The 17222-nt window shown below is 71.4% G+C and carries 15 protein-coding genes and 1 pseudogene; 9 read left to right on the plus strand and 7 right to left on the minus strand.

The genetic code is table 11. The features are described from left to right. Positions 1 to 3 precede the first annotated feature (3 nt). The 4 genes from IE290_RS36880 to IE290_RS36895 all read right to left on the minus strand — a co-directional run bounded on the left by IE290_RS36880 (position 4) and on the right by IE290_RS36895 (position 3920). Positions 4 to 456, minus strand: a complete 453-nt coding sequence (locus IE290_RS36880; protein ID WP_229874933.1) for a hypothetical protein — start codon at positions 454 to 456, stop codon at positions 4 to 6. A gap of 2 nt (positions 457 to 458) precedes the next feature. Further along, positions 459 to 923 (minus strand): hypothetical protein, encoded by a 465-nt coding sequence (locus IE290_RS36885; protein WP_191249405.1) that lies wholly within the window; start codon positions 921 to 923, stop codon positions 459 to 461. A 130-nt stretch (positions 924 to 1053) separates the two neighbouring features. Beyond that, complete coding sequence (locus tag IE290_RS36890; RefSeq protein WP_229874934.1) at positions 1054 to 2421, minus strand: YidH family protein; 1368 nt, start codon at positions 2419 to 2421, stop codon at positions 1054 to 1056. Positions 2422 to 2549: 128 nt separating this feature from the next. Further along, positions 2550 to 3920 carry a cystathionine beta-synthase gene (locus IE290_RS36895; RefSeq protein WP_191249406.1) on the minus strand — a complete coding sequence of 457 codons (1371 nt, stop codon included), beginning with the start codon at positions 3918 to 3920 and terminating at the stop codon, positions 2550 to 2552. An 83-nt stretch (positions 3921 to 4003) separates the two neighbouring features. Between IE290_RS36895 and IE290_RS38695 the strand changes: the two are divergent. The 3 genes and pseudogenes from IE290_RS38695 to IE290_RS36905 all read left to right on the plus strand — a co-directional run. Further along, positions 4004 to 4099 (plus strand): annotated as a pseudogene (locus tag IE290_RS38695) (IS982 family transposase); the annotation flags it as partial. Between the two features lies 1 nt (position 4100). Beyond that, positions 4101 to 4232 carry a hypothetical protein gene (locus IE290_RS38355; RefSeq protein ID WP_268246451.1) on the plus strand — a complete coding sequence of 44 codons (132 nt, stop codon included), beginning with the start codon at positions 4101 to 4103 and terminating at the stop codon, positions 4230 to 4232. Between the two features lie 120 nt (positions 4233 to 4352). Next, positions 4353 to 5573, plus strand: coding sequence for an acetyl-CoA C-acetyltransferase (locus tag IE290_RS36905; RefSeq protein WP_191249407.1), 1221 nt, complete (start codon positions 4353 to 4355; stop codon positions 5571 to 5573). A 60-nt stretch (positions 5574 to 5633) separates the two neighbouring features. Here the strand turns inward: IE290_RS36905 and IE290_RS36910 are convergent, their stop codons facing one another. Both IE290_RS36910 and IE290_RS36915 read right to left on the minus strand, forming a co-directional pair. Continuing rightward, positions 5634 to 6416 (minus strand): LppU/SCO3897 family protein, encoded by a 783-nt coding sequence (locus IE290_RS36910; protein WP_191249408.1) that lies wholly within the window; start codon positions 6414 to 6416, stop codon positions 5634 to 5636. A 152-nt stretch (positions 6417 to 6568) separates the two neighbouring features. Next, positions 6569 to 7405: a Bax inhibitor-1/YccA family protein gene (locus IE290_RS36915; RefSeq protein WP_191249409.1), complete on the minus strand. Its 837-nt coding sequence runs from the start codon at positions 7403 to 7405 to the stop codon at positions 6569 to 6571. Between the two features lie 189 nt (positions 7406 to 7594). Between IE290_RS36915 and IE290_RS36920 the strand changes: the two genes are divergently transcribed. Together IE290_RS36920 and IE290_RS36925 are read left to right on the plus strand one after the other, a co-directional pair. Then, positions 7595 to 9589, plus strand: a complete 1995-nt coding sequence (locus tag IE290_RS36920; protein ID WP_191249410.1) for an SDR family oxidoreductase — start codon at positions 7595 to 7597, stop codon at positions 9587 to 9589. A gap of 59 nt (positions 9590 to 9648) precedes the next feature. Beyond that, positions 9649 to 10998, plus strand: a complete 1350-nt coding sequence (locus tag IE290_RS36925) for a coiled-coil domain-containing protein (RefSeq protein WP_191249411.1) — start codon at positions 9649 to 9651, stop codon at positions 10996 to 10998. Positions 10999 to 11341: 343 nt separating this feature from the next. Here IE290_RS36925 and IE290_RS36930 read toward each other — a convergent pair whose 3' ends face one another. Further along, positions 11342 to 12643, minus strand: a complete 1302-nt coding sequence (locus IE290_RS36930; protein ID WP_191249419.1) for an amidase family protein — start codon at positions 12641 to 12643, stop codon at positions 11342 to 11344. A gap of 679 nt (positions 12644 to 13322) precedes the next feature. On the opposite strand from IE290_RS36930, the gene IE290_RS36935 reads away from it, so the two are divergent. The 4 genes from IE290_RS36935 to IE290_RS36950 are packed head-to-tail and all read left to right on the plus strand — an operon-like array spanning position 13323 to position 17077. Further along, positions 13323 to 15725 (plus strand): sensor histidine kinase, encoded by a 2403-nt coding sequence (locus tag IE290_RS36935; protein ID WP_191249412.1) that lies wholly within the window; start codon positions 13323 to 13325, stop codon positions 15723 to 15725. After that, positions 15722 to 16132 carry a roadblock/LC7 domain-containing protein gene (locus tag IE290_RS36940; RefSeq protein WP_020421504.1) on the plus strand — a complete coding sequence of 137 codons (411 nt, stop codon included), beginning with the start codon at positions 15722 to 15724 and terminating at the stop codon, positions 16130 to 16132. Before IE290_RS36935 ends, IE290_RS36940 begins: the two co-directional genes overlap by 4 nt. Next, positions 16132 to 16506 carry a DUF742 domain-containing protein gene (locus IE290_RS36945; RefSeq protein ID WP_017984828.1) on the plus strand — a complete coding sequence of 125 codons (375 nt, stop codon included), beginning with the start codon at positions 16132 to 16134 and terminating at the stop codon, positions 16504 to 16506. Before IE290_RS36940 ends, IE290_RS36945 begins: the two co-directional genes overlap by 1 nt. Continuing rightward, positions 16487 to 17077, plus strand: coding sequence for a GTP-binding protein (locus IE290_RS36950; RefSeq protein ID WP_191249413.1), 591 nt, complete (start codon positions 16487 to 16489; stop codon positions 17075 to 17077). Before IE290_RS36945 ends, IE290_RS36950 begins: the two co-directional genes overlap by 20 nt. Positions 17078 to 17222: the final 145 nt, after the last annotated feature.

The raw sequence follows: 17222 nt of genomic DNA on the forward strand, positions 1-17222 counted from the left end.
AGCCTACGACCAGCCCTGGGTCACCCATCGCCCGGTGGGCGGCAGGCACGCCAGCACCAGGGTGCCGATGGCCGGCACGCACAGCACGCCGATGTAGACGAGCGGCACGTCGCCGTCGAGGAGGCCGAGGAAGTACACCCCGAACGCGCCGAGCACCAGCACCAGCAGGTACACCACGAGCGCCGCTGCCGCGCCGATGATCGTGGCGACGCGGCCGAACTCCTTGGCCAGCACGAGCCCGACCCCGCCGGTGATGAGGGCGACGGCGAGCAGCAGGTGCGTGGCGAACGTCAGCAGGCTGCGCCCGAGGTCGTTGTCGCCGGCGAGCAGCACCGCGCCACCGGCCACGCCGACCAGGTGGAACAGGCCGCCGAGCAGGGCCAGGACGGCCGCGGTGATGCCGGTGCCGCCGCCGCGGGAGGACGTCGCGGCTTCGGATTGGGACGGAAAGGTCACCACTACCAACTACCAGCCGGGCGGTGCCGCAGGTACCGGAAGGTCCACGGAAGCACCGCGAGCACGAACACGAGCGGCCCGCCGACCGCCGCGCCGACCCGCACGAACGCGTCGTCGGGCGCGAAGCGGAACATGGCCGCGAAGAAGTCCCCGAAGTAGCCGGGGTAGAGCAGGACCGGCTCGCAGATCACCGCGGCGACCGCGAGCAGCCCGCCGACCAGCAGCAACACCGCGCCGGCGACCGCGCGGAAGAACGTGGTCAGCGCACCGGCCAGCAGGACCAGCGCGGCCGCCGAGTAGATGCCCAGGACGCCGCGCACCTTGCCGTCCATGCCCGCGAAGCCGTAGTCGACGAAGAACTTCAACGGCAGGTAGCCGAGCAGCCCGGCCAGCACCAGGCCGACCACGCCGGCGAGGATCGCGGTGGTCCCGTTGGGGCGCGGCTCGTGGCCGTTTCGACTCGTCACAGCGCTCCCGGGGAAATCGGACGTTTTCGGCGCTCACCCTAGCGGCGTTCCCAGCGCGCGGACATCAACTGGGAAAAAGACGATGCCCCCGGCGCGGGGCCGGGGGCATCGTCTCGTCGAGTTCAGCCGGTCACCACTGCTGCGGCGGCTGACCGGGCTGGCCGTACTGGCCGGGCTGCTGCGGCGGCTGGCCGTACTGACCCGGCTGCTGCCCGTACTGACCGGGCTGCCCGTAGCCGGGCTGCTGGCCGTACTGGCCGGGCTGGCCGTAGCCGGGCTGCTGGCCGGGCTGGCCGTACTGGCCGGGCTGCGGGAAGCCACCGCTCTGCGGGTTCGGCCCGCCCGGCTGCCCGTACTGCGGCTGGCCGTGGGGCTGGCCGTGCTGCGGCTGACCGAACTGACCGGGCTGCCCCGGCTGCGGGAAACCACCGCTCTGGGGGCCACCGGAACCACCGGGGCCGCCGAAGCCACCCTGGCCACCCTGCTGGCCGGCACCATCGCCGAGGCCGACGAACTGCTTCGTCGCCGGGACCACGCCGAGCACGCCGATCGCCAGCACCACGATGCCGAAGATCAGCTGCGCGACCGGGATGCCCGGGATGTCGGAGGCGCCCTCCGGCATCGAGGCCATGATCAGGATGCCGAACAGCAGCATCAGGAAGCCGCCGACGGCCGTCACGATCGGGGCGATCTTCTTCAGCGCCGGGCTCAGCTTGTTCGCCAGCGCGATCAGGACGCCACCGGCCAGCGCCGCGAGGCCGCCGACCGCAAGCATGATCATGTAGAACCAGAGCAGGCCCGGGCTGGGCAGCCCGAAATCCTCCGCCTGGTCCTTGATCGAGTCGTAGGCGTCGGAGTAGTCGGCGACGTCACCGAAGTCGATCAGCGCGAAGATCAGGCCGAGCAGGCCGAGCAGCGCGGCGAGACCACCGGCGATCCAGCCGAAGAGCTGGTTGTTGCCGCCGGCGCCACCGCCCTGCTGGGGGTAGCCCGGCGCGCCGAAGCCCTGCGGCTGGCCGAAACCACCCGACGGCGGGCCGTAGCCCTGCGGCGGCTGGCCGTAGGGGCCCGGCTGCTGCTGCCCGAACCCGGGCTGCTGCTGGCCGAATCCCTGCTGTCCGTAGCCCTGCTGTCCGTAGCCCTGCTGGGGGTTGACCGCACTGGGGTTGTCCGCGGCGCTCGGCGGCGGCGAGTACGGGATGGCCGGCGGCTGGGAGCCCGGGGGCACCAGCTGCGTCGACTCCGCGCCCGGCTGATCACCCGGGCCGACCTTCTGCGTGGCGTTGGGGTCGCCACCGGGCTGGACCACCTGGGTCGGCTCCGCGGTCTCGCCGAACGAACCGCCCTCGGACGGCTGCTGCGACTGGCCGGGCTGCACGACCTGGGTCGGCTCCGAGGAGCCGAACGGGTTGTCTGGCTGCTGCTGGGGACCGCTCGGCGGGCCCTGAGGCGGCTGACCGCCACCCCACGGCTGGTTCGGCGGCTGCGGAGCGCTCATGTGGGTCTTGAACCCCCTCGAGAGGACTGACAGTGCGAATTCACGTTGATCTGGGTGGGCCACACGCTATCGGATACCGGTCATAGACGCTCGTAACGCCCCGACGGTTCCGCGCGATGAAACCCGGTTCAGCGTCCGGCGAGGTAGCCCAGCAGGTCGTGCCTGGTCAGCACGCCGGCCGGCTTGCCGTCGACCAGGACGAGCGCCCCGTCGGCGTTGGACAGCGCCTTCATCGCCGCCCCGACGCCCTCGCTCGCGCCGATGGTCGGCAGCGGCGGCGACATGTGCTTGTCCAGGCGGTCGGCGAGCTGGGCCTTCCCGGTGAACAGGGCCTCCAGCAGCTCCCGCTCGTTGACGGCGCCGACCACCTCGGCGGCCATCACCGGCGGCTCGGCGCTGACCACCGGCATCTGGCTGACGTCGAACTCGGACAGGATCGCGACGGCCTCGGCGACCGTCTCGTTCGGGTGGGTGTGGACCAGGTCGGGCAGCGAGCCGGTCTTGGCGCGCAGCACGTCGCCGACGGTGGCGCCGGAGGAGTCCGGCGGCAGGAAGCCGTAGCCGGCCATCCACTGGTCGTTGAAGACCTTGCCCAGGTAGCCGCGGCCGCCGTCGGGCAGCAGCACCACGATGACGTCGTCCGGGCCGAGCCGCTCGGCGAGCTTGAGCGCGGCCGCGACCGCCATGCCGCACGAGCCGCCGACCAGCAGGCCCTCTTCGAGCGCGAGGCGGCGGGTGGTGGCGAAGGACTCGGCGTCGGAGACGGCGATGATCTCGTCGGCGATGCCCCGGTCGTAGGTGTCCGGCCAGAAGTCCTCGCCGACGCCTTCGACCAGATAGGGGCGGCCGGTGCCGCCGGAGTAGACCGAGCCCTCGGGGTCGGCGCCGATGACCTTGACCTTGCCCTCCGACGCTTCCTTGAGGTAGCGGCCGGTGCCGGAGATCGTGCCGCCGGTGCCCACGCCCGCGACGAAGTGCGTGATCTTGCCCTCGGTCTGCCGCCAGATCTCGGGGCCGGTCGAGTGGTAGTGGCTGGCCGGGTTCTCCTTGTTGGCGTACTGGTTGGGCTTCCAGGCGCCCTCGATCTCGGCGACCAGCCGGTCGGAGACCGAGTAGTAGGAGTCCGGGTGCTCGGGCGGGACGGCCGTCGGGCACACCACGACGCGGGCGCCGTAGGCCTTGAGCACGTTGCGCTTGTCCTCGCTCACCTTGTCCGGGCAGACGAAGACGCACTTGTAGCCCTTGCGCTGGGCGACCATCGCCAGGCCGACGCCGGTGTTGCCGGAGGTCGGCTCGACGATCGTGCCGCCGGGCTTGAGCTCGCCCGACGCCTCGGCGGCTTCGACCATCCGCAGCGCGATGCGGTCCTTCACGCTGCCGCCCGGGTTGAAGTACTCCACCTTCGCCAGCACGAGCGGCGCCAGGCCCTCGGTGAGGGAGTTCAGCTTGACCAGCGGGGTGTCGCCCACGAGGTCGACGATGTGCTCGACGTAGTCCACACCGATGAGGCTAGTCGCGCGGAGCGCGTCCGTTGAGGGTGGTGGTGGGCTGGCGGGCGGGACCTCGACGAGTAATGCCCAAGTTGGGGTTGACCTCCGAGGCCCGCTGGCTGCGGCTCCTGCCCGCCCGGATGCCCGGCGCGTTCCAGGGGCTGCCCGGCCAATCCGCCTACAACCGCGTTGCCGCTGGTCAAGCTGATGGCCATCTGCGACCACGAACCCCGCCTGCTCACCGAACGACCCGGCCTGCTGATCATCGCCGACGCCACCGGCCAACCCATCACCCGCTCCCTGACCGCCTACGACCACTGACCGAGCTACGCACAACTCGTCTGGACGTGGCAGTCGTCGCTCAGGGGTTTGACCGCGCGCTCCCAGGGTGCAGGATGTGGGTAAGCACGCGCTTAGCCCGACCCGAAGGAGTGTCCCGCCATGCCTGAAGCCGTGATCGTCTCAGCCGCGCGTTCCCCGATCGGCCGTGCCGGGAAGGGTTCGCTGGTGAGCATGCGGCCGGACGACCTGGCCGTCCAGATGGTCCGCGCCGCCCTGGACAAGGTGCCGCAGCTGGACCCGAAGGACATCGACGACCTCATGCTCGGCTGCGGCCTGCCCGGCGGTGAGTCGGGCTTCAACATGGGCCGCGCCGTCGCGGTCCAGCTCGGCTACGACCACCTGCCCGGCTGCACCATCACCCGCTACTGCTCGTCCAGCCTGCAGACCACCCGGATGGCGCTGCACGCGATCAAGGCCGGCGAGGGTGACGTCTTCATCTCCGCCGGGGTGGAGACGGTGTCGCGGTTCGCCAAGGGCAGCTCGGACTCCTGGCCCGACACGCACAACCCGATCTTCGCCGACGCCGAGGCGCGCACCGCGAAGACCGCGGCCGAGGGCAGCGACACCTGGGTGGACCCGCGGGAGAACGGCGAGCTGCCCGACGTCTACATCGCGATGGGCCAGACCGCGGAGAACCTCGCCCGGCTGAAGAACGTCTCCCGCGAGGAGATGGACGAGTTCGGCGTGCGGTCGCAGAACCTGGCCGAGAAGGCCATCGCCGACGGGTTCTGGGCCAAGGACATCACGCCGGTCACCCTGCCCGACGGCACGGTCGTGTCGAAGGACGACGGCCCGCGCGCGGGCGTGACGATCGAGGGCGTGTCCGGCCTGAAGCCGGTGTTCCGCCCCGACGGCCGGGTCACCGCCGGCAACTGCTGCCCGCTCAACGACGGCGCCGCCGCGCTGGTGATCATGTCCGACACGAAGGCGAAGCAGCTCGGCATCACGCCGCTGGCGCGGGTCGTGTCGACCGGCGTGTCCGGCCTGTCGCCGGAGATCATGGGTTACGGCCCGGTCGAGGCGTCGCAGCGCGCGCTGGCCCGCGCCGGGATGTCGATCGGCGACATCGACCTGGTCGAGATCAACGAGGCGTTCGCCGCGCAGGTCATCCCGTCCTACAAGGACCTGGGCATCGACATCGAGCGGCTGAACGTCAACGGCGGCGCGATCGCCGTGGGTCACCCGTTCGGCATGACCGGCGCCCGCATCACCTCGACGCTCATCAACTCGCTCCAGCACCACGACAAGCAGTTCGGCCTGGAGACGATGTGCGTCGGCGGCGGCCAGGGCATGGCGATGGTCATCGAGCGGCTCAGCTGACCCTGGACACGGAGAAGGGGCCCGGTCGCGATGCGGCCGGGCCCCTTCTCGTGGCGTGGATCAGGCGCTGGCGCCGTTCTTCGCGACCGCGCACATGGTCGTGGCGGGCTCGGAGTAGGTGACCGCGCCGTCGATTTCGAGGCCTTCGCAGGCGGCCTGGTCGGCCTGGCCGGCGACGATCTTGAGGAACTCGATCTCGGCCGTCGGGTCGGTGCACGGGACCCGCTTGTAGCCGTCGGTCGAGGAGGTCACGTTGGCGAAGCAGTCGCCGTCGTGCGCGTTGATCATCAGGCAGAGCTTGTAGTCGCCGCGCCCGCTGACGCTGTACTCGTCGTAGTCGCCGGTGGGGCAGTTGTCGGACGCGTTGTCCAGCTTGACCGCGATCTTGACGTTCGCGTTCTGGTCGCCGCAGTCGATCTTCGTCGGCTCGTCGCCGTTGGTGGTGAACTCGGTGACCTGCAGGCAGTCGCCGACCGAAGCGGACGCCGGGGACTTCATGAACCCGACGACGGCGCCGATCACGACCCCGATCACGACGATCGGGATCACGATCATCAGCCACACCGGGAAGCGCCGCTTCTGGGCGGGCTGGCCGGGCGGCGGGCCGAACGGCTGCCCCGGCGGCGGGCCGAACGCGCCCGGCTGGCCGGGCTGTCCCGGCGGCGGGAAGGCCGGCGGGGCGCCCGCGGGCTGTCCGGGCGGCGGCCCGAACTGGCCGGGCTGACCGGCCTGCCCGGGAGGCGGGCCGAACGCGCCGGGAGCGCCCTGGTTGCCGGCGGGCGGCTGGTTGCCGAACGGCGCCGGCTGCCCTCCAGGCGCAGCCGGCGGTGGGGGGACGCTCACACGAACCTCACAGATGTAAACGAGACAGTAGTGCCCGTATCCAACACTGCGTAGTCAAGATGACGATCACCGCCCCACCGAAAGGGTGACGACATGACAAAAGGACACCCGGCCAGTGACCGGGTGTCCTTTTGCGAGGGAACTTCGAGGCGCTAGTCGTTCTGCAGGTACGACAGCAGGCGCAGGATCTCCAGGTAGAGCCAGACCAGGGTGGTCATCAGGCCGAACGCGGCGAACCACGCCCACTTGGCCGGCATGCCCGCCCGGATCATCTGGTCCGCCATGTCGAAGTCGAGCAGGAAGTTGAACGCCGCGACGCCGATCACGACCAGGCTGAAGATGATCGCGAGCGCGCCGCCGTCCCGCAGGCCCATGTTGACGCCGAACAGTCCCAGGACCAGGTTGGCGATCATCAGGATCGCGACACCGGCCGTCGCGCCGATGATCCACTTCGTGAGCTTCGGCGTGACCTTCACGGCGCCGGTCTTGTAGACCACCAGCATCGCGACGAAGACACCCGCCGTGCCCAGGATCGCCTGCAACGCGATGCCCGGGTAGATGAACTCGAAGAGCCCGGTGATGGCACCGAGGAACACACCCTCGGCCGCCGAGTACAGCAGCGTCATCGGGCCGCTCGGCTTCTGCCGGAAGATCATGATCAGCGACAGCACCAGGCCGACGATCATGCCGCCGAGCATCAGCCCGAGCACCGGGCCGAGCGCGTTCGCGTCGGCCTGGGACTGGGCCCAGATCGCGGCGAGGACACCGGTGATCAGGGCGACGCCGAGGCTCATCCCGGTCTTGATGACAACGTCATCGACCGTCATCGGGCGTTCGGTGGCCGGCGCCTGCTGCGCGCCGTAGCCCGACGGCATCCCGTAACCGGGCATGCCCTGGGGCTGGTTGAAGCCTACGTTCGGCCCGTAGGAGCCGTATCCCGCGCCGCCGGTGGGCAAGTTGCGGAACGCTGGGTTGCTCGTGGAACGCACCTGATCCTCCTGGATCTACTGGCACCTGCATCAGGTTCAACGTCGGCAGCGCCCTGCCGGTTCCCGTCAAGTAAAGACGACTTTACTCGCGCCCGGTGATCGTTTCGGGGACCCCGTGCACTATGACTGTGGTCACGGCGGCCCGGCCGGCGCACAATGCAGCCGGGCGACGACGCGGAGGGCAGGCACATGACCGGGTATCTCGTGACGGGTGCGACCGGGTTGATCGGACGTCAGTTCACCCCGCTGCTGCTCGCCAGGGACGACGTGGACCAGGTGTTCCTCCTGGTCCGCGAGAAGTCGCGGGAGCGGCTGTCCGACCTGGTCAACGGCTGGCCGCACCCGGAGAAGGTGACGCTGGTCGAGGGCGACATCGGCCGCGAGGGCCTCGGCGTCGGCGAGGACGTGCGCGCCGAACTGCGCGGGAAGGTCGACGGTCTGGTCCACCTGGCCGCGCTCTACGACCTCACCGCCGACGACGCGACGAGCGTCAAGGCCAACGTCGACGGCACCCGCCACGTGCTGGAACTGGCCGCCGAGATCGACGCGGGCTGCCTGCACCACGTGTCGTCGGTGGCCGTGGCCGGCGACCACGAGGGCGTGTTCACCGAGGACATGTTCGACACCGGCCAGCGCCTGCCCACGCCCTACCACCGGACGAAGTTCGAGGCCGAGCGGCTGGTGCGGCAGCAGTCCGAGGTGCCGTGGCGGGTGTACCGGCCTGCCGTCGTGGTGGGTCACTCGCAGACCGGCGAGATGGACAAGATCGACGGCCCCTACTACCTGTTCCCCGCGATCAGCAGGCTCGCCGCGCTGCCGAACGTGCCGCTGGTGGGCCCGGACCTGGGCGACACGAACGTCGTGCCGGTCGACTACGTGGCCAGGGCGCTGCTCGAGCTGGTCGTCAAGCCCGGGCTGGACGGGCGCGCGTTCCACCTGGTCAGCCCGGAACCGCAGTCGGTGGTGTGCGTCTACAACGCCTTCGCCCGCGCAGCCGGTGCGCCGACGATCAACGTCGAGCTGGACCGGCGGCTGTCCCGGGGCCTGCTGAAGCTGGCGCGGCTGAGCGAGCACGTGCCCGGGTTCACGATCACCCGCGACGCGTTCCTGGAGCGCCTGGGCATCCCGGCCGTCCTGCTGGACACGCTGTCGTTCCCGTCGGTGTTCGCCTCCGCCGCGACGCGCAAGGAGCTGGCGGCCAGCGGCGTCGACGTGCCGCGGATCGAGGACTACGCGCCCGCGCTGTGGCGGTACTGGCGCGAGCACCTGGACCCGTTCCGCGCCCGCAAGCACGGGCCGCGCGGCGAGCTGGACGGGCGTCGCGTGATCATCACCGGCGCGTCGTCGGGCATCGGGCGGGCGACCGCGCTCAAGGTGGCGGCCGAGGGCGGTGTCCCGCTGCTGGTCGCGCGGCGGGAGCCGGAGCTGGCGGAGGTCCGCGACGAGATCATCGCCGCGGGTGGCTACGCCTCGATCTACCCGGCCGACCTGACCGACGAGGAGGCCGTGCGCAAGATCGTCGACCAGATGCTGAGCGAGCACGGCCGCATCGACATGCTGGTCAACAACGCCGGCCGGTCGATCCGCCGCTCGATAAAGCTGTCCTACGACCGCTTCCACGACTACGAGCGGGCGATGGCGATCAACTACTTCGGCGCGGTCCGGCTGATCCTCGCGGTGCTGCCGCACATGGCCGAGCGGAAGTTCGGGCACGTCGTCAACGTGTCCTCGATCGGCGTGCAGGGCATCGCGCCGCGGTTTTCCGCCTACGTCGCCTCGAAGGCCGCGCTGGACTACTTCAGCAAGATCGCGGCGACCGAGACCCACGGCGACGGCATCACGTTCACCACCATCCACATGCCACTGGTCCGCACGCCGATGATCCGGCCGACGAAGATCTACGACGCGTTCCCGACGAAGTCGCCGGACCAGGCCGCGGACATGGTGGTGCGGGCGCTGAAGAACCGGCCCAAGCACGTCGGCACCCCGGAGGGGTACCTGATCCAGGCGGCGTACACGCTGCTGCCGGGGCTGGTCGACGCCATAGCCTACGAGGGGTACCGCGTCTTCCCCGACTCGACCGCGGCCGGCGGCAGTGGTGAGCTACGCATCGGAAAGGGCGAGCGGCACCTGTCCCGCGCGGCGAACGCGCTCGTCAAGCTGACCAGGGGTTTCCACTGGTGAGTGACACACCGGGCGTGGCCTGACGGTGTTAACCCGCTGTGCGCGGGTACGGTTTTCGCATGGTCTCTGAGCGCGACAGCCTGCTCCCGTTGCGGCGTGAGTACAACCAGGTGTGGCACGGCTTCGACCGCGGGCAGGTGCTGCAGTACCTGGATCACGTCGAGGCGAACCTGCGCCGGGTGATGGCCGATCGCGACAACGCGATGAGCCAGGTGAGCAACCTGTCGCGCGAGCTGGAGGGCGCCCGCGGGGAGATCGCGCGGCTGCGGAACCGGGTCGAGGAGCTGAAGCGGCCGCCGGAGCGGATCGAGGACCTCGACGAGCGCATGCAGCGCACGGTGGAGCTGGCGGAGATGCGCGCCGAGGAGATCACCTCGCGCGCGCAGGTCGCCGCGGAGGAGCACTGGAGCGCGACGACCGAGCTGTCCGGGAAGCTGCGGGAGCGGTACCAGAGCCTGCTGGCCGAGCTGGACACGCACGGGCAGGCGCTGCAGGCCGAGCACAAGCGCGCGCTGGAGGCGACGAAGGCCGAGGTCGAGCGGCTGACCGCGGAGGCGACGCGGCGGCGGACGCAGCTGGACATCGAGGCCGAGCGCAAGCGCCGCACCGTGCAGCACGACTTCGAGCAGTCGATGGCCTCGCAGCGGGCCGCGCTGGAGAAGCACATCGCCGACCAGCAGACGGCGAGCAAGCAGCAGGCCGAGCGGCGCATCGCGGAGGCGACGGCCGAGGCGAAGCGCCTGGTCGACGAGGCCACCACGAGGGCCCGCCAGCTGGTCGAGGAAGCGACCGCGCGGGCCGAGAAGCGCGAACGCGAGGCGCGGGAGCTGGTCGAGCACCTGACGCGGATCAGCACCGAGGTGGCCGGGCGGCTCCGCAAGACGGACGAGGTGCTGGCGCGCAGCCAGTCGGCGCTGGAGCCGCTGCGGGAGGAGTCGGTGGTGGACATGAGCCGCCCGACGGAAACCGCTGGCGACGGGATGAAGACGGTGCCCGCGGTGAAGCCCGCCCCGGTGGCGAAGCCCGGCGGAGCTGGTGGACCGGCGGTCGGGCCCGGCGCTGGTGGCGGCACGACGGCTGGGGCTCCAGCGGCGACGCCCGCTGGGTCGGGCGCTCCGGCGGGCCGCGTGGCGACAGGTCCGGCTTCGGGACCGCAAGCGCCGGGTGCGGGCGGCCAGGGTGGACCGCCGTTGGGCGGCCAAGATGGCTCCGTCACGAGTGGTCAAGGCGGCAAGACCGGCCCGGCGGCCGGGAAGCCTGCCCCCGCCAAGCCGACGCCCAAGCCCGGCGGTGGTGCTCGCCCCGTGACCGGCAAGCCCCCGGCCGCGCTGGCCGGCCCCGCCGCGATGCCGGAGGGCCAGCAGCCGCCGAAGCCGCTCGCCAAGCGGCCCCAGTCGACCAAGAAGTAGGGCCCTGCGGGGCCAATCCAGGTCCGCCGCGGCGGTCAGGGCCGCCAAGGGGCCCGACGACCGGGAGGGCAGCCTCGGCGGCGCGACCCCCTGGGCACCCTCCGCGGCGCAACCCGAAGGGCCGCCTCGGCAGCGCAGCCCCCTGGGCAGCCTCCGCGGCGCAACCCGAAGGGCCGCCTCGGCAGCGCAGCCCCCTGGGCAGCCTCCGCGGCGCAACCCGCAGGGGCAGCCCAAAGCGCCGCCTCGTCCCCCTTCCCGTGGGGCAGCACTCCCGGCCATCGGCCGCGCCCCCTGCGGGGCTTCATCCAGCCCCGCTCAGGCGACGAGGGCCGGTTGGCCGTCGCTAAGGCAGCCGCTGCCAGGGGTTCAGCTTCTCCAGCTGTGCGGCCAGCGCCAGCAGCCTTCCCTCACCTCCAGGGGGCGCCACCAGCTGCACGCCGATCGGCAGGCCGTTCGGGTGGCGGCCGGCCGGCACGGACATCGCCGGGTAGCCCGACAGGTTCCACAGCCCCGTGAAGCCCGCCAACGCCACCGACGGCAGCGCGTTCGCCAGGCAGGACCGCTCGTGCCACGCCCTCGCCTTCGGGGGCAGCGTCGCCAGCGTTGGCGTGATCAGGACGTCGTGCCGGGCGAAGAACTCCTCGGCCCGCGCCGTCCACCGGCGGGCGGTCCCGGGCGTCACCAGCCGCCGCACGGCCTGCCCGATCCGCACGTGCCGCTGCGTCCGCGGCTGCAGCGTGTCCAACGGCAACCCCGCCGCCTCCTCGGCCGGCCCGGCGAACCACCGCGACAGGATCCCGGCCACCGGCTCCACCCCGTACCGCGGCCGCGCCCGCTCCACCCCGTGCCCCGACTCCGCCAGCAGCTCCGCGACCCGCTCCACCGCCGCCGTCAGCGGGCGCGGCACCGGTGCGTGCGTCAGCGGCACGTCCGTCGACACCGCGATCCGCAGCCGCCCCGGCTCGCCGACCTCCGCCAGCCCCGGCCGGTCCGCCAGCACCGACAGCAGCAACGCCGCGTCGGCGACCGTCGTGGCCAGGCTGCCGTGCGCGGACATCCCGAACCAGCCCTCCTCGGCCAGCAGGTCCGCCCCCGCCTTGATCCCGACCAGCCCGCACATCGCCGCCGGGAGCCGGATCGATCCGAGCCCGTCCGTGCCGTGCGCGACCGGCACCAGCCCGGCCGCCACCGCCGCCGCGCTCCCGCCCGACGAACCGCCCGCGGTGTACTCGGGCGCCCACGGGTTGCGCGCCACGCCCTCCGGCGAGTCGGTCATCGGCCAGATGCACAGCTCCGGCACGCGCGTGATCCCGACGATCACCGCCCCCGCCGCACGCAACCGCCGCACCACGAAGTGGTCCGAACCAGCCGGAACAGCCGTGGCGGTCCCGCACGTCACGGTCTCGCCCGCGACCCCGGCCACGTCCTTGACCGCCACCGGCACCCCGGCCAGCGGAAGCTCCGCCAGGTCCGCACGCGTCCGCAGGAGCCGCGCCTCGGCCACCGCCTCCTCCGCGCGCACCCGGCGGAAGGCCCCCACGACCCGGTCCGCCGCCTCGATGCCCGCGATCACCCGTTCGGTCTCCCGGACCGGGTCGGCCTCCCCGGCCCGCACCGCCGCTGCCAGCGCCGTCGCCGTCACCATCATGTGCGAACCCTATAGAAGAATCCGCGACGCAATAGCCGCTCGCGTGACCGGCCGATCACACAGCGACCCGGCCGGTGTCGGATTCGTCACGGTTCTCGGCGCACGAAACGTGATCAATCCGTACACCCACCGTGAGACGACCTGCTCAGCGCGATCCTCCGAAGTGGACTCCCGGTCGCCGGCTCGCCCGGGACCCCTTGCGCCGCAGCTAGAATCCGGTTCGGAAACCGCGGTACCCTATCGATAAACGTGTGCGAGATCACAGGAGAAACGAACGCAGCACCGAGCGCGACAGCCAATCGGAGTAGACACCAAGACCATCCGGCGGAATAGCACCCGCGGAACGCCTCGGCATTCCACAGCCTCGGTGATGATCTGCGCGACCCCGTTGGTGCGGGCGTAACGCGATCATATAGCCGGACGACAATATCCGCGCGGCTGACAAAGTCCCTGGCACCTCGACGGAGAGGCGTCCGGTGCGGACAGAACGTGAAGTTGACTCATACTTGTCCGGGCTGGTTCACTCTCCCGGTCGTACAACCCACTGCGGTTCCTGTGCGAAGCGTCAACTCGGGTCCGGGGGCCGAGGCCATCACATCGAGTTGCGGGAAGGCTCCTCAGAGCGTTGAAAAAGGTATTCGGAACACGTAGGCGGCGTGCTTCGATCCGGTCGAGGGTGCTCGCGATCGCGATCGTGCCCAGTGTCGCCCTGCTGCTCGCCGGCGTGGCGCTCGCTGGCTACCTGGTCGTGCAGGCGGTCAACGCCCGCGAGTTCGCGACGAAGGTCCACGACTCGGCCGAGCCGGGCGCCCTCTTCTTCGGCGCGGTGCGCGCTGAGCGCGTGCTGACCTTGCGCACGCTGGCCGGCAACGGCTCGCCGGGCGCGGATCTGATCCAGGCGCGGGCAAAGACGGACACCACGGCCGCGCGCATGGCGACCGTCCTGCAGGACATGGTCGACGACGCCCCGGAGTCGGTGCGCCAGAGCATCGCCAAGACCAGCGCGAACTTCGCCCAGCTGCCCGGGCTGCGGCAGCGCGTGGACAGCAGGCAGGCGTCCCCGCTCGAGGCCTACACCTTCTACAACCGCATCATCGACGAGTTCGCCAACGGCCTGAACGGCGTGGCCGAGGGCGCGCCGGACGCGCAGACCGCGTTCCTCCGCGTCACCGCGATGCCGCTGTTCACGGCGGCCGACGCGATGTCCCGCGGTGACGCGCTGGCCGCCGCCGGCATCGCCGGTCGCGGCCTGTCCGAGGAGGAGTTCCGCACCTACATCAGCCAGGTCGGCGCCTACCACGCCGAGCTGGAGGTCGCCGCGCCGCAGATGATCCCGTCGGTGCGCGCCAAGTACGACGCGCTGCTGGCGAGCCCGGCGTGGGACACGCTGAGCATCGTTGAAAACGCTTTCCTGCGCGGCAACCAGGATTCGCTGCCGGTGCCGGAGGCGCAGTGGCGCGACGCCGCGACCCAGGTCGGGAACGCGCTGATGGGCCTCTACATCGAGCAGAGCTCCAACGCCACGAACGTCGGCCTGGAAAGCGGTGACCGGACGCTGGTCACCTCGATCATCGCCGGCGCCGCCGCGCTGATCGTTTCGCTGGCGGTGTTCTTCTTCGCCTGGCGCCTGTCCAACCGCCTGATCCAGCGGCTGGGCCGGCTCCGCGAGGAGACCCTGGAGGCCGCCGAGACGCAGCTGCCGCAGCTGGTCGAGCGGGTCCGCACCGGTGAGGCCGTCGACCTCGACCGCGAGGTCGCGCTGCTGGACCACGGTGACGACGAGATCGGCCAGGTCGCCGACGCGTTCAACAAGGCGCAGCAGACCGCCATCGCGGCCGCGGTGGACGAGGCCAAGACCCGCGAGGGCACCAAGAAGGTCTTCCTCAACATCGCCCACCGCAGCCAGGTGCTGGTGCACCGGCAGCTCAAGGCCCTCGACGAGGCCGAGCGCAAGCAGGAGGACCCGGACCAGCTGGACATGCTGTTCCGCCTGGACCACCTGTCCACCCGCGCTCGCCGCAACGCGGAGAACCTGATCATCCTCGGCGGCGAGCGGCCGGGACGGCAGTGGCGCAACCCGGTCGCGCTGGCCGACCTGATCCGCGGCGCCACCGGGGAGACCGAGGACTACGCCCGCGTCACCGTCGGCAAGCTGCCGAACGTCGCGGTCGCCGGCCCGGTCGTCGCCGACCTGGTGCACCTGCTCGCCGAGCTGCTGGACAACGCCACGTCGTTCTCGCCGCCGAACTCGCGCGTCGAGGTGTTCGGCGACGTCGTCGGCAAGGGCGTGGTCATCGAGATCGAGGACCAGGGCCTGGGCATCGAGCCGGAGCAGGCCGAAGAGCTGAACGCGATGCTGCGGGAACCGCCGGACTTCAGCGTCATGGCGTTGTCCGCGGAACCGCGCCTGGGCCTGTTCGTGGTCGCGCGCCTGGCGTCCCGGCACGGCATCTCGGTCACCCTGCGCGACTCCGCTTACGGCGGCACGCGGGCGATCGTGCTCGTCCGGTCCGAGCTGCTGGCTCCGGTGCCGCAGTCCGACGACGCGCCGCAGCCCGAGGAGGCGCTGGTGCCGGCGCAGAGCGCGCCGGCGCACCGGTGGCCCGATGAGGCCGACACCCCGCCGGAGCCGGCCGCCAACGGGCACCGGGAAGAGCCGCCGGCGCGGGTGGACCTGTTCCGCCCCAACGTCCCGGCCGCTCCGCCGGAACCGCCGCCCGCCCCGCGACAGCAGCACACGCCGCAGATCCCGGTGCGCGCGCCGCTGGACTCCCGGCCGCCGCTGGACACCCGCGTGCCGATCGACACGCGCCCGCCCCAGGCCCGGCCGCCGCAGCACGCCGGACCGATCTCGCCGGACCGCCCGCCGCTGCCGCGGCGCCGCCGGCAGCAGAACCTGGCCCCGCAGTTGAGGAAGGACGAGGAGACCGCGACCTTCAGCGCCGCCACCGACCACAGCCCCGTGCCCGACGACAGCCCGGAGCAGGCCCGCAGCCGGCTCTCGGCGTTCCAGCAGGGCACTCGCCGCGCTCGTGAACAGGATCCGAGCACCACCGACATTCTGGGAGAGCACACGTGACGAACGCGGGAATCAACGAGCTGGACTGGCTCCTCGACGACCTCCTGCAGCAGGTCGTGGGAGCGGACCGGGCGGTTGTGCTGTCGGCCGACGGCCTGCTGATCGGCCGGTCCACCAACCTGTCCGAAGAGGACGGTGAGCACCTGTCGGCGGTGGCGTCGGCGTTCCAGAGCCTCGCCAAGGGCACCGGGCGCCACTTCGGCGGCGGCGCGGTGCGCCAGACCGTCGTGGAGATGGACCACGCGTTCCTGTTCGTCACCACGGCCGGCCACGGCGCGTGCCTCGCGCTGCTGACCGCCGCGGACGTCGACATGGGCCTCGTCGCGTACGCGATGAACATGATGGTCAAGCGGGTCGGTGCCGCACTGAGCGCCGCGCCACGAGTTGAGCAGCAAAGCACGCCATGATGATCAGGCGGGACGACGACACCTGGTTCGATGACGCGGCCGGACCGATCGCCCGGCCGTACACGATCACCGGCGGCCGCACCCACGCCGGTGACATCGACCTGCAGCTGCTGTCCCTCGTGGTCGCCCTGCCCGGCCTGGCCGAAGCGGCCACCATGGCGCCGGAGTACGCCCGGATCGTGCGGCTGTGCCAGCGGCCGCTGTCGGTCGCCGAGGTCGCCGCGCACCTGGACCTGCCGGTGCCGATCGTGAAGGTGCTGCTGGCCGACCTCATCGAGCGCGGCCACGTGATCTACCGGACGTCCCAGCCCATCTCCGACACCCCCGAACAACACGTACTCCAGGCGGTTCTCGATGGCATTCGCAGGCTCTGAGCCCCGGCGGAACGTCTCCGCCACCGTGGTGAAGCTGCTGATCGCAGGCGGCTTCGGGGTCGGCAAGACCACCATGGTCGGCTCGGTGAGCGAGATCTCCCCGCTGCGGACGGAGGAGTCGATCACGCAGGCCTCGGCCGGGATCGACGACCTCACCGGGGTGGAGAGCAAGACCACCACGACCGTGGCGCTGGACTTCGGCCGCATCACGATCAACCCCGAGCTGATCCTGTACCTGTTCGGCACGCCGGGGCAGGACCGGTTCTGGTTCATGTGGGACGAGCTCGCGCAGGGCGCGCTGGGCGCGGTCGTGCTCGCCGACACGCGCAGGTTGGAAAGTTGCTTCCCGGCGGTGGACTTCTTCGAGCGGCGCGGGCTGCCGTTCGTGGTCGGCGTCAACTGCTTCGACAACGCCTACCGCTACGGCACCGAGGAGGTGCGCGCGGCGCTCGAACTGGACGACACGGTCCCGATCCTGCTGTGCGACGCGCGGGACCGCGAGTCGACCAAGCAGGTGCTGGTGATCCTGATGCAGCACGTGATGGCGAACGCGGCCCTGGCCCGGCGCTAGGGCCGGATCGAACTGCTCGAATCCGCGGGCGGGGTGGACCTTTCGAGGGCCTCTGGACAGTCGGTGCGCCGGACGAGACCTAGGTGTGTTGTTCGGTGAGGTTGGTGCCGCGGCTGGCTGGGGTGTTGCCGCCGATGCCGGTGTG

It is taken from the genome of Amycolatopsis deserti (assembly GCF_014653945.1).
In the GTDB taxonomy this organism is placed as follows: Bacteria; Actinomycetota; Actinomycetes; order Mycobacteriales; family Pseudonocardiaceae; genus Amycolatopsis_E; species Amycolatopsis_E deserti.